Source organism: Peribacillus simplex NBRC 15720 = DSM 1321 (assembly GCF_002243645.1).
GTDB lineage: Bacteria > Bacillota > Bacilli > Bacillales > DSM-1321 > Peribacillus > Peribacillus simplex.
Genome location: NZ_CP017704.1, coordinates 5565763 through 5578832, shown reverse-complemented (window position 1 = coordinate 5578832; position 13070 = coordinate 5565763). Strand labels below are relative to the sequence as shown.

Genomic DNA, 13070 nt, shown 5'->3' with positions numbered 1-13070 from the left:
AGATAGATCAGAACCATGTTCAATAAAGCATACTAGAGAGGAATTAGGATCAATTTATAGGATTTTGAAAAAGAAGTCGTTGAGAGTTTTAAGTGTTCAGCCTTGAACTACCCGCCACTTATCGACCTTACGGTCTGATTGAAGTGGGGGATTCCTAAGAACATTAGCCTATCGGCCAATTTTTAATTAGGCTACTCCCGTCGTTCCTACGGTTAGAAGCCTTATGGCTTCATTCATTAGATTGATTCCTGCGTTAATATCTCGATCGTGGTGAGAAGAACAAGAAGGACAATCACATACACGAAGATTCAGATGTTTAACGTCTTTATTTTGGTACCCGCAGCCAGAACACAATTGGCTAGAAGCAAACGTTTTAGATACGGTCACGATTTGTTTACCATACCATTTTGCTTTGTATTCCAACATTTTTTTGAATTGGGACCAAGATACTTCACTAATCGCTTTAGCTAGTTTGTGATCTTTCATCATATTGGACACTTGCAAGTCTTCCATTCCAATAACATCGTGGTTTTTGATGATTTCGGTAGAGACTTTATGTAAGTAATCCATTCGGGCATTTGAAATTTTCTCGTGTAGGATGGCCACTTTTCGTTTTTGTTTTTGATAGTTTTTGGCTTCAGCCAATGGGTTATTTCGATTCAAGGCTATTTCTTGTCGCCTTGAAAGAATCCGTTGTGCTTTGGCCAATTTTTTTTCGACCGTCCGGAAGAATTTTGGGTTTTGATAGACCGTACCATCTGAAAGAATCGCAAAGTTCTTCAAACCAACATCTACCCCGCACGAACGATTCGTTTTAGGATGTACTTGTACATGGGTTTCGGCTAAAACCGAAATGAAATATTTACCCGAAGGGTTCCGCCTGATTGTGGCATTGATGATTCGCCCTTCGACTTCGCGGCTTTTAGCAAAACGTACTAGACCGAGTTTGGGCAATTTGATTTGGTTTCCTATTATTCCGATATTTCCATTCGTATGTTTAGTCGTGTAGGACTGGACCGGATTCTTTTTCGATTTGAAGCGTGGTGACTTGTTTTGCTTTTTATAATATCGACTATAGGCATCTGCTAGATTTTCCACCGATTTCTGTAAGGCTATACTGTCTACTTCTTTCAGGAAATAATACTCTTTCTTTAAAGCTGGAAGTTCTTTGATTGTTGCGTATTTATTCAGAAAAGAACCTTTCCATTCATTAGAGGGTAATTGGCCGTTTTGCTTCATTTCTTCACAGATATACCAGTAGGCATCTTTCTCCTTCTGTTTGCCTAAAAAGAAGTTATAGACAAAACGGGAGCAGCCGATCGTTTTATTGATGAGAACTAGTTGTTCCTTCGTTGGATAGATTCGAAATTTATAAGTTTTGTTTACAACCATTGGTTTCACCCCCTTATAGTTATTATCAACTAGGGAACGTATGTTTGTCAAAAGATTACTTTGGCTTATGCCAACCGCCATTCATCTCCCCCTTACCTTTGGGCTCTCGCCCTTCACACGCTTGAAGAGGGAGTCATTTGGCAGGAAATGATAAAAAATGTCTTTAAAGTATAAAAATCAGTCCTCATAAAACAAATACGGTTTCTAAATATTGTCTTATAATTACAAATGTAGGTAAGTAACTATTAGTTAAATTTCCGGCTAATATAAAGCGTTTTCATGTTGTGAGATTCAATCATTAAGTGACAACTTTTATAGTAGTGAAGTTACCGAGTAATTTGAAAACATAATTTTAATGTATTAAAAAGAGTTTTCTAAAAAAACATTGATTAAAATGTATGTCTTGTAATTAAAAATGTAAAAAAGTATTTTCAAAGGAATTTTTAACTAGAAACACAATTTAGTATAATCCAATGCTATTGCTTTATCTCACCCTGGAAGGGGGTTGGTTTCCACCACTTAATGTAAGAAGTGATTTGCTATTCCAAAAAATAAAAAATGATTTGAATTGTATAAAAGTACATTAATTAAATCCTTAGGAGGATACTAGAATGAGATTATCTTATGTAACAGATAGTTTGGGACACTTACCATTTGAGGAAATGCTTGATGTTATTAGTGAAATGGGGGTCGATACGGTTGAAATGACAACTGGTGGATGGTCTCCGGCACCTCATTTGAGATTAGATGAACTATTAGAAAGTCAAAATAAAAGAAATGAATTTTTAACCGCATTAGAAAAACGCAATATTAAACTGTGTGCTTTAAATTGTTCTGGAAATCCCTTAGATCCGGGTGAACTTGGCAAAGAACATCGGGAAGTTACAAATAAAACATTTCAATTAGCGAAATTATTAGGCATAAACAAGATAATTATGATGAGTGGACTGCCGGCTGGAAGCCCAGAAGATAAAATTCCTAACTGGATTACTTACACTGTAAGTTGGCCCCCGGTTCTAAAAGATATTTTAGATTATCAATGGAATGAGGTAGGGATTCCATATTGGAAAGAACTAGTTGTTAAAGCTGAAGAATGTGGTATTGAAAAGATTGCACTTGAAAACTTTAGTTCCCAATTGGTATATAACCCTGAAACATTATTTAGATTACGTGATGCAGTTGGCCCCATTGTAGGCTTAAATTTAGATCCAAGTCATCTAATATGGATGGGAGCGGATCCCATTTTGGCAGCTAGAGAATTAGGAGAAGCTATTCATCATGTTCATGGTAAAGATGTTCGCCTTGAGAGACATTTATCAGGTATTAACGGTGTGCTGGAAACAAAAGAAGTTACGGATGTAGCGAATAGAGCCTGGAATTATGTAGCGGTAGGTTGTGGACAAGATTTGCAATGGTGGAAAGAGTTTTTCTCCGTGGTTAAGATGATGGGATATGATGGGGAAGTTTCTTTGGAAATGGAAGATCTGACTATGTCAGTAGAAGCAGGGGTAAGAACGTCAATTGATGCTTTAAAACAAACACTTAGCTTTTAGTTTAAATAAATGGTTTCAGATTCTATAGTTATAATTTTCGGAATATTGAGAGAAAAATATTTACTTCCGGCTATTTAAAAGCATGAACATTCAAAATAAAAATATTTGAAAGTGAGGAATTTTACTATGTTAAATGGAGAGAAGAAAATTGCAAGACCGTTGCGCTGGGGTATGGTTGGCGGAGGACGACTTGGACAGGTTGGTTATAAACATCGAATCGGTGCACTTAGGGATAACACAGCTTTTCAATTGGTAGCTGGGGCATTTGATATAGATCCTGCTAGAGGAAAAGACTTTGGTGTGAACATTGGTGTTGCTGAAGAACGCTGCTATCCAGATTATAAAACGATGTTTGCAGAGGAAGCAAAGCGTGAAGATTATCTTGAGGTTGTTTCAATTGCAACTCCTAATGGTACACATTACGAAATTTGTAAGGCTGCATTACTAGCTGGTTTACATGTCATTTGTGAAAAACCATTGTTTTTTACCACTGAAGAGGTTCTGGAAATTAAGGCACTAGCTGAGGAAAAAGGCAAAATCGTAGGTGTAACATATGGATTCTCAGGTAACCAGCTGTTACTTCAAATGCGGGCTATGGTTGAAAAGGGAGAAATCGGTGATGTTCGATTAGTCGATTTACAGTATACGCATGGGTTTAATGCCACTGATGATGGAGACAAAATGAATGCTGCACAAAAGTGGCGCGTGGATCCTAAAGTTGCAGGACCAAGCTATGTGTTAGGTGATTTATCTACACACACATACTATATGTCACAGTTAATTCTGCCGAATATGAAAATTAAAAAGTTATTATGTGATCGCCAGAGCTTTATCAGCAGTCGTGCACCGTTAGAGGACAATGCTTACGTATTAATGCACTTTGAAAATGGCGCTGTAGGAAGACTTTGGACATCTTCTGTCGATGCAGGTTGCATGGATGGACATCGCATTCGCATCGTTGGTTCAAAAGCAAGCTTAGAATGGTGGGACAGCAAGCCAAATGAATTACGATATGAAGTGCAAGGGCAACCGATCCAAACGTTGATTCGAGCGATGCCTTACTTAGATGAAAGTTGTAACGAGGATGAGCGTTTAGGTGCTTTACACCAGGAAGGGCTTTCAGAGTCATGGGCAAATATTTATCTGAAATTTGCGATTGCGATTGATGCGAAAATACGTGGGGATCAAGAAACTTTAGATACTCTTGTTTATCCAGATATTAATGCGGGACTTGAAGGCGTTCGCTGGATTGAAAATTGTGTCCGTTCTGCAGATCAGGGAGCAGTTTGGGTTGATTTTGAGAGTAACAAAGAAACTTTGTTAGTGGGAAAAAGTATTTAAAATTAGGCAGCATCAAAATAGATTGAAAAGTATCAGAGTCCTTACCAAACTCGTGGAATTGGCTGTGGAAGTCAATTCCATGGAATCTGAAAAAATATATAAAACTCGTTCGTTGTAAGTAGTAACTCTTTATCAGAATAACAAACATGGTTAAGCTTTATAAGCACCGCTTATGATTTCATGGATCTTTGGATGAATTATTAGAGAGTGTCATTCAAAGAGAAAATAATGTAAGCGCTTCAAAAAACAGAATTTGAAATAGCGGCATTGAATTTACAAAAAGCTTATGGGTGATGTGAGAATTTATTCTATTTATCTTTGTTAATAGGTGATGTTTCCTTTACCAAGGAACTAAACGGTTAAGCACTTTTTTTTAATGCATTCAATTAGCAAAGGGGGAAATTAACGTGGAAAACATCAAGTTGTCTGATGATCATTCAGTTAACACGGAACCTGACCAGAAGAAGGACCCGAAAAAGTTTTTAAAATTAGTCACCATAGTATCAACTTTTGGGGGGCTATTATTCGGATATGATACAGGGGTTATTAATGGTGCACTTCCATTTATGGCTAGATCGGACCAATTAAACTTAAATCCTTTCACTGAAGGGTTAGTAGCAAGTTCTTTAATATTAGGTGCGGCTTTTGGTTCAATATTTAGTGGACGCTTATCGGATAATAAAGGGCGTAGGAAGGTTATTTTGTATCTTGCAATGTTATTTTTCTTTTCTACAGTTGGTTGTGTTGTAGCACCAACTACAACTATGATGATTGTTTTCCGTTTTCTATTGGGGCTTGCTGTCGGAGGTGCTTCTGTAGTAATCCCATCATACCTTGCTGAAATAGCTCCTTCGGACAGGCGTGGAGTTTTGGTTACCCAAAATGAATTGATGATTGTTACTGGACAATTTTTGGCTTATATATGTAATGCAGTAATTGGAAATGTTTTTGGGGATGCAGGACATGCATGGCGTTATATGTTGGTGATTGCTACATTACCAGCTATAGCACTTTGGATTGGAGTACTTATTTTACCTGAAAGTCCTCGATGGTTAGCGTCAAAAGGAAAAATGGCTGAAGCATTTAAAATACTTAAACAGATTCGTAGAGAAAGTATCGCTCAACAAGAGTTGAAGGAAATTAAATCCTATATTTCAAAAGAGAAAAAAATAGAATTAATGAGCTTCAAAGATTTAAGGACACCTTGGATTCGACGTATTGTGATTCTTGGTATTTTTATTGGATCTATATCACAATTAGTAGGTATAAACTCTATTATGTACTATGGAACACAAATTCTTGAAAACTCTGGTTTTGGAACAAAAACAGCTTTAATTGCAAACGTAGCAAATGGATTAATTGCAGTAGTTGCAGTTATTGTTGGTATGTCTCTGCTGAATAAAGTGAACAGAAGGCCAATGATACTAACAGGCTTAACAGGGGTGACGGTTGCACTTATTACGATTGGTATTTCTACTCTAATGCTTAATGGATCTCCAACGTTGCCATATGTGGTATTATCCATGACGGTAGTATATTTAGCCTTTTTCCAAGGAGCTATCGGCCCAATGGTATGGTTAATACTTGCTGAAATATTCCCTGTTCGATTACGTGGTATTGGTATGGGAATGGCTGTGTTTTTTTTATGGATTTCCAATTTTATAGTAGGAGTATTCTTCCCTGTTCTTATGAACGGCATCGGACTTTCAGGAACATTTTTCCTATTCGCAATGTTTGGTGTTGTGGGAATAATATTTGTAGCGAAATTCTTGCCAGAGACTAGAGGACTATCATTAGAACAAATAGAGGCTAACTTTAAAAGAGCAAGCTGATGGATCAGAATTAACTGTTGTTATGATTAATCCGAAATTCAATAATTTGTTTTAATAACTATAGAAAATTCGGAATAAATATGCTTATTTTAACTTATTCCATAGTCTTATCCGTAATGATAAGACTATTTCTTTATGTTCCTTTCTTGAAAGTTTCGAGGGTATATTTGAAAAAATGTCTTTAAAGTATAAAAATAAGTCTTCATAAAACAAATACGCGTACTATATCTTGGCTTACAATTATAAGTGTAAGCAAATAATTATTGGTTAAGTTTCTAACTAATATAAAGCGTTTACATTTAGATTTCATTAATAAGCAACGCCTTTAATAGTAACTAATGGTGAAGATGCTGAGTGAATACATATATTTTAAAAATATAAAAAGGTGACTTGTAAAATAACATTGGTTAAAATCTATTGTCCTGTAATTGTAAATGAGTATTTTCAATAATAACTTTATATAAGAAATAAGAAAACTGTACATGATCCATATATGACTCGCCAGCTGCAAATTCCCTAAAATGGGGAATTTGTTGCAGAACTAGGCTGACAAAATGTATCGAATTAACACCGCGAGAAGACTTCCTCCCGTTTTAATCTTAGAGGAATATTATATTTGGAGTAGAGGACTTTTAAAAGTTCTTTATCTGAATTATTATAAGGGTATTAGCTATTTTTAAAAGCCCAGATTTTCTCATATGAGAATAGAAAGTAAGTTTAGCATATCCTATCACTTATAAAGTGAACTAATGTAAACCAATTGTATATCTTTTGATTTCTGAATTTTAAAACAATTAAAATAATCAGCTTTGCCATTACGAATATAAAGAAAAAATGAAGTAAACGGATGAAAGAAGCCATTTTAGATAGTTATCAATCAATCCAGTAGAAATCTTTTAATTGTAGCCTGGTATATGGTATTCAGAGGAATCCCTACATGTATTACGTTAGTTAGGCAAGGGAAAGAATCTATTAAGGTATTAATCAGGCAGCAAACAATCTTATACATAATAAATCCTTTTTCAACTTAAAACAGGGGGACTTTTTTTGAATCTAAATGAATATACAGCGGGAAAAATGGCTTTGAATCAAATTGTTCATCGTTTAGCGCACAATGGAGCTTCTTTTTATGTTCACTATTGGGGGGTCATGCCAACTCATTATGATAACCTTCTTCATAAACATTCCTTTTTTGAAGTGTGTTTTGTAGTGGATGGAGAAGGGGAGTATATAGATGATGATTGTACCTATCCGTTACAAAAAAACACCATTTTTTTTTCAAAACCAGATGTATTGCACCAAATAAAAAGTGAAAGCGGACTATCGCTCCTCTATGTTGCGTTTGAATTGATCGAATCGGAATCAAGTGACGAATGGATAAAAATCATGGAGGAGACTAAGCAATGTCCTGAAGTGATTATGAATTTAAAAGAAGATAAGGATATGATGGCTGCATTAATTTGGAAATCCCTGCTTATCCAAGCGACAAAAACCGAACAAGCTTTTTTCGAAGAAATGCTAAAAAATTTGGCTTATTCCCTCATTCTTTCGTTAGTGCAAACTTTTGTTTCTCATTCACATAATGATAATCAACATACCTTTCCTAAAACGGCTTCTTCACTCTTTAATATAGCGAAATTGTATATTAAGGATAATCTGGCACAGCCTTTAAAACTTACTGATGCAGCAAGTCATTTGCATATATCCGGTCGACACTTGTCTCGAATATTTGTCTTGGAATCAGGTGTAAGTTACTCGGAGTTTGTTCAAAATGAGAGAATACAGAGAGCTGCGACCTTACTCAAAACAACAGATTTATCCATTAAAGATATTTCGGAAGAAACCGGCTTTAAAAATATTCACTATTTTACTCGTGTTTTTACTTCTGCAATGGGTTCTTCTCCTGGGCGTTTTCGCTCTCTCTATATAGACTTAAAGGCAACTACCTATACAGAAGGGCAGGTGCAAAAGCAATTACTATAATATAGAACCATAATTCTAAAAAAGGAAAATGAACAGGAATGTTTCACCTTGTTAATGGCCAAGAGACAACAGATGATGAAATTGTCTGTGCAATGGGGCCAAAAGATGTAATAAGAGGGTTCCTTTTAAAGGATATACGGGGTCAACACATTAAATAGTAATGCGAAATCCAGTATAGTTCGATTTATCGAGTGGAAATCTAGTTGTGAAAAATTCCTGACTTGGGATTAAAAAGTAACGTATAGAGTAGATGAAAGGTTCTAACTCTAAAGTAATTCTATTTATGCTAGCACCAGCGTAACGTAATCAAATATTAACTTTGGGGGGGATTTATAATGCCATTAATCAGATTTGATTTAATCGAAGGGCGAGATAAGAATTCTTTAAGAAATCTATTGGATGCTGCTCACCGGGCAGTTGTTAAAGCTTTCGATGTACCCGAAAAAGATCGATATCAAATAGTTCATCAGCATCCTGCTCATGAATTAATAATAGAAGATACCGGGTTAGGTTTTGAGAGAAGTAAGAACTTAGTAGTAATAAGTGTAACTAGTAAGCAAAGAAGGGAAGATCAGAAGCAATATTTTTATAAACTTTTGGTTCAAGAGTTGGGAGAAAATTGTGGAATAGAACCAAATGATATTATGGTTTCAATTGTTACCAATGGGGATGCTGATTGGAGCTTTGGACTAGGGGAAGCCCAATTTTTAAATGGTGAATTATAAATGAAATTCTCTTAAATCCTTTGCCTCGGACGAAGAGCATTTAAATATTCCCTAATGAACGGTACAAATAACTGAAGAGAAAGGCACCTTTCAATGTGATAGGTGCCTTCACCATTTTGTACAAGCTGATCTTCGCACTGGAACAAAAGAATTCCGGGGTCATTGATGAAGCTAACATGGAAGCTTGGCCAAATACGATGAAGAATTTAATGTATGTTTATAAAGATGCGAAATCGTTATTCCTGGCCATAAAACTTGGGGAGATTTCAGTTTGCTTCCACATACATTGTAAATTCTAAACTTTTTGCAACTTGTCCACACCATCCATAAGTCCATGCATATACAATAGTAAGGAGGGTGTTAGGATGGAGCAAAATTGTTGTTATGAAGAAAAATGTTTTGAGAACAATGACCCTAGTACAGTATGGTTTCCTGGAAAGCGTTGTAAATGTAAATGCAAATGCAAAAAAAACAAGCGCCGTTTTTGTTAATCACAAAAGAATGAAGCAACTGTAAAAAAGTTGTTCAAAAAAGGCAGTCCTAGTGGCTGCCTTTTTTATTTGGACATTCAGTTGTAGATTAGAGTGGGATATATTAGTGGAAAGTGCGCTGTAAATATATAAAGATGAAAAAACACTCAACCGTGATGGCTGAGTGTTTTTAAGCTAGTCTTTCTTAAGGATCAGCCTGCTTTGCTGAATGATTTCATTATTTTTATTAATCGCTTCGACATTGTTTAACTTAACATTGGCATTGATCAATTCATTGTCTTCCATATACTCAAGTAGCAATTCGATAGATTTATCGAACAATCTTTCCAGTGGGATATCCCTTTCTTCTGCCAAACGAGTAAGCCGCATGTTTAAATGAGAAGCGAGTGAAGAAACGAATGGATCTCTACCTTCGTTCATTTGCATCCCCCTTCCTTTTTAATAATTTTATAATAATATGGAAATGATTGGAAGGTGAATGGAGCAAAGCGAATGAAAATTAATCGAAAGCTGGTTATGGATTGGCGAAGTTTGCTGGGAGCTGGATGATTTTTGGATCGGACGCTGTCAATTTATTATTTATATTACATAATTTTTAATAATTATTTTGCGTAAAAAATTGAAGCTTCCAATAATAAGATAGCTCCTCATTTGTTTTATTTTATTCCAATTACTAAACTGTCTAGTGCTGGAATCCATTAAGGCCCTCTAAAGAGATTTAAAATTTATGATGTAAAGCAAGGGATATAGAATATTAAAATTTTATTGAACTAAAGTTAATCCCTAAATAAAGGGGCTATCTAACATAGTATCTGCTACACGAACTCCCAAGAAATTGAACAGCAACCTGTATCAGTTTATGTAACGGATAGCACAACCCCAAAGTCTTATTTTAGTTTAACTAAAATAAGACTTTGATCATCTTTACGTTGGTCAGTGTCCTCTTCATTTCTAAGCGATTGTATAATTTCCTCTTTAAGTGTAGATAAAGGGGCAGCCGAATAGGTCTTTAACAATGAGCATAAACGGTCTGAACCTAGTGGTTCTTCAACTCCATCCGTATAAAGGCACAGCTTACTGTCCTTATTGTATGTAAGGGTATTTGTTTTAAAGATAATTTCTTCAAACATCCCGAGTGGAGGCCGATTAGAACGCAAGTGATATTGTTTTCCGTTTATATCCTGTAAAAGAACAGAAGGATGGCCTGCATTGATATAATTAATTTCTCTCTTATCAGTATCGATTAAAAGGTAGACGGCTGTGCAGTAATGCGAAGTTTCACTTGTGTTTTTGAATAAAGAATGAAGATGATCATCTAATTCCTTCATCACAGTGTTCACTTCAGAACCTTTTAAAATTAATCTCTGAAATATGGAATGAAGTGACATGGTTATTAGAGCTGAAGAAAGCCCGTGCCCCATCACATCTAGTAGGATAAGGCCATACCGTTGGGCGTCAATTTGGTAAAATCCATATAGATCACCTGATAATTGATTGGAGCCTTTATAATATGCTTGAATTTCAAGATGTTCATTAATAATAGGAACAGTTAAAAGTGTCTCTTGGATTTTTTTAGCAAGATCCATTTCTCTTTCTGTATCTACTTTGTATTTTACGTTTTTTTCGTTTAATTCAATAAGTTTATCCTTTTGCATTTTCATCGTTTCATGAGCATTCTCTAAATCAGAATAAGCCTTATTCCTAGCATTTAGAGCTGTCACAGCCTCATTTTTCGCTATAAGAAGCTCATTTTCTAATTCGTTTCTTTTTCGCATTAGAATTACCACACACTCAATAATAGTTCTTCCATCTCGCACTCTTCGAACAGCGTTTAGTAACACAGGTATTTCTTCATCATCTTCAGACTTTAAGGATATATATATTTCCTCAACGTGATTTTCTAACTTGATCAGAGGAACCAGATAAAGCTGATGAAAGAGTATAGCAGAAGCCGAAAGGATAAAATTAATATGCTGCCCTTTCAATTCATCGAGATTATACCCCAATATTTTAAGTAAGGTTTGGTTAACGGATAAAATAGTATCTTCTTCTGATAAAGTCAAATATCCGCAGGGTGCCTCATTTAATTGTTCATTCACAAAAATTCACACCCATCTCTTTCTGTAAATCGTTTGTCGGAAATTCATCCAAATACTGACGAATTAGGTATATCGTCTCTTCAGGATGACTAATATGTGGACAGTGTCCTGTTGCTTTCATCAATTTCAATGTACTATCAGGAAGATGCTTATGAATATAATCACCTACTGCTGACGGAGCAATAACATCTTTAGAACATTGCAAAATGAGTGATGGTACTTTTACTTTTGGTAAGTCTTTACGGTTGTCTGCAAAAAAGGTAGCCTCCGCAAATTGTCGAGCGATAATAGGATCAGTAGAACAAAAACGATTCTCTAGCTCCCGTTTAAGATCTGGTCGATCTGGATTATTCATTACCGTTCCAGCAAAGGCGGTTGCCCAGCCTATATAATTTTTGTCCATCATATCAATCAATCCTAAAAGTTGTTCTTTCTCGAATCCTCCGTAATAATCATTAGGGAGATTCAGGTAGCAAGGGGAAGGACCAACCAGAACAAGTTTAGAAAAATATTCAGGATGTTTAATTGATGCCAGCATGCCAATCACACATCCAACAGAGTGTCCAACAAATATAGCATCTTTTAGGTCTAATGCGGAACAAACATCAAGTACGTCTTGTGCATACCCTTCAAGAGTACTGTATCTTTCCACGTTATATGCCTGTATATCTGAATTACCTGACCCAACATAGTCAAATAGGATAATTTGGTATTCATCTTCGAAGTCTTTTGCAACTGATTGCCAGACATTTTGATCACAACCAAAACCTGGGGCAAATATCATTGGTCGTGTACCACTTCCTTTAAACTTTACATTATTACGTAATAAAATATTGGGATTCATAATTAGCTCCTTCATTAGAAGATATACTTACTATATGTTAACACTAACCTTATTCGAATTAAAGAATTCCAATTTAGTACTAAATCGGAGGAACTATCTTTAACTTCACATTATACTCGCTTTTAAATGGATTGGATTATACTAAGAATCATTGAATTTTGAAAAGAATCTATTATGGTTAACTTGTGTTGAATTAAGGGTTTATTTTTCAACATTTTGGGTATAAAATCGAATCGAAGGGATGTTTCCTTCGAATAATCAAAGTGAAATTTCACGTGTGATGGAAGCCATGAAGGGATCCAGTGACCGTCGGACGTTTGAACGTTATCAAACTAATTACCTTTATATAAAGAGCTACAAGCAAAAAGAAATCAGTGACATCACCCTGCGCAGTCTTAAAACCATCTCCTCTTACATCAATGCTTATAAAAAAGGCGGAATTGATGGTTTGAAAATGGGACACTCTCCTGGTTCACCACACAAGCTAACAGACAAACAGAAGCAAGAACTTGTTCAAGTAGTCACTTATCAAACCCACAATGATCTTGGAATTTCTACAACATACGATTGGACCCTTTCCTTAGTGTCGAAGTATATTGAACTGGAATGGGGGGAGAGTATACACTTCGTGGAGTTTCAAGACTTTTGAAAACTCTTAGTCTTACGTATATACGAACCTCTTATACCCGGAAAAGGTCGACAACGTTCCTTGATAATTAGCCTTTGGAAAGCCTAATTATAAAAAGGGATTATGTAAAGGAGATCTACGAGGGATTTTTTGATAGATCGCTAAGAAATATGGCCCATGCT

General features: G+C 35.6%; 10 protein-coding genes. 6 read left to right on the top strand and 4 right to left on the bottom strand.

Annotation, left to right across the window (positions count from 1 at the left end; translation table 11 throughout):
- Positions 1-186 precede the first annotated feature (186 nt).
- Positions 187-1392: an IS200/IS605 family element RNA-guided endonuclease TnpB gene (tnpB, locus tag BS1321_RS26870; RefSeq protein WP_094246736.1), complete on the bottom strand. Its 1206-nt coding sequence runs from the start codon at positions 1390-1392 to the stop codon at positions 187-189.
- 611 nt (positions 1393-2003) lie between these two features.
- Here tnpB and BS1321_RS26865 point away from each other — a divergent pair.
- From BS1321_RS26865 to BS1321_RS26845, 5 genes are all read left to right on the top strand, one after another.
- Positions 2004-2945 (top strand): sugar phosphate isomerase/epimerase family protein, encoded by a 942-nt coding sequence (locus BS1321_RS26865; protein ID WP_063233896.1) that lies wholly within the window; start codon positions 2004-2006, stop codon positions 2943-2945.
- A gap of 126 nt (positions 2946-3071) precedes the next feature.
- On the top strand, positions 3072-4286 hold the full coding sequence (locus BS1321_RS26860) for a Gfo/Idh/MocA family protein (RefSeq protein ID WP_063233895.1): 1215 nt from the start codon (positions 3072-3074) through the stop codon (positions 4284-4286).
- Between the two features lie 422 nt (positions 4287-4708).
- Positions 4709-6118: a sugar porter family MFS transporter gene (locus BS1321_RS26855; protein WP_063233912.1), complete on the top strand. Its 1410-nt coding sequence runs from the start codon at positions 4709-4711 to the stop codon at positions 6116-6118.
- Positions 6119-7165: 1047 nt separating this feature from the next.
- Positions 7166-8101 (top strand): AraC family transcriptional regulator, encoded by a 936-nt coding sequence (locus BS1321_RS26850; protein WP_411836529.1) that lies wholly within the window; start codon positions 7166-7168, stop codon positions 8099-8101.
- Positions 8102-8436: 335 nt separating this feature from the next.
- Positions 8437-8826, top strand: coding sequence for a tautomerase family protein (locus BS1321_RS26845; RefSeq protein WP_063233894.1), 390 nt, complete (start codon positions 8437-8439; stop codon positions 8824-8826).
- Between the two features lie 665 nt (positions 8827-9491).
- Here the strand turns inward: BS1321_RS26845 and BS1321_RS26835 are convergent.
- The 3 genes from BS1321_RS26835 to BS1321_RS26825 all read right to left on the bottom strand — a co-directional run bounded on the left by BS1321_RS26835 (position 9492) and on the right by BS1321_RS26825 (position 12260).
- Entirely contained in the window at positions 9492-9737 is a 246-nt protein-coding gene (locus BS1321_RS26835) for a hypothetical protein (RefSeq protein ID WP_063233892.1), read from the bottom strand.
- Positions 9738-10204: 467 nt separating this feature from the next.
- Positions 10205-11416, bottom strand: coding sequence for a SpoIIE family protein phosphatase (locus tag BS1321_RS26830; RefSeq protein ID WP_063233891.1), 1212 nt, complete (start codon positions 11414-11416; stop codon positions 10205-10207).
- Positions 11409-12260 (bottom strand): alpha/beta fold hydrolase, encoded by an 852-nt coding sequence (locus tag BS1321_RS26825; protein WP_063233890.1) that lies wholly within the window; start codon positions 12258-12260, stop codon positions 11409-11411. The genes BS1321_RS26830 and BS1321_RS26825 overlap by 8 nt, the downstream gene beginning before the upstream one ends.
- 280 nt (positions 12261-12540) lie before the next feature.
- On the opposite strand from BS1321_RS26825, the gene BS1321_RS26820 reads away from it, so the two are divergent.
- Positions 12541-12909 (top strand): helix-turn-helix domain-containing protein, encoded by a 369-nt coding sequence (locus BS1321_RS26820; protein ID WP_232522836.1) that lies wholly within the window; start codon positions 12541-12543, stop codon positions 12907-12909.
- The last annotated feature ends 161 nt before the right edge of the window (positions 12910-13070 follow it).

What these genes read in the sequence shown, in the direction of transcription:
- tnpB (WP_094246736.1), bottom strand. Translation starts at nt 1,392, where the DNA reads ATGGTTGTAAACAAAACTTATAAATTTCGAATCTATCCAACGAAGGAA.
- BS1321_RS26865 (WP_063233896.1), top strand. Translation starts at nt 2,004, where the DNA reads ATGAGATTATCTTATGTAACAGATAGTTTGGGACACTTACCATTTGAG.
- BS1321_RS26860 (WP_063233895.1), top strand. Translation starts at nt 3,072, where the DNA reads ATGTTAAATGGAGAGAAGAAAATTGCAAGACCGTTGCGCTGGGGTATG.
- BS1321_RS26845 (WP_063233894.1), top strand. Translation starts at nt 8,437, where the DNA reads ATGCCATTAATCAGATTTGATTTAATCGAAGGGCGAGATAAGAATTCT.
- BS1321_RS26835 (WP_063233892.1), bottom strand. Translation starts at nt 9,737, where the DNA reads ATGAACGAAGGTAGAGATCCATTCGTTTCTTCACTCGCTTCTCATTTA.
- BS1321_RS26825 (WP_063233890.1), bottom strand. Translation starts at nt 12,260, where the DNA reads ATGAATCCCAATATTTTATTACGTAATAATGTAAAGTTTAAAGGAAGT.
- BS1321_RS26820 (WP_232522836.1), top strand. Translation starts at nt 12,541, where the DNA reads ATGGAAGCCATGAAGGGATCCAGTGACCGTCGGACGTTTGAACGTTAT.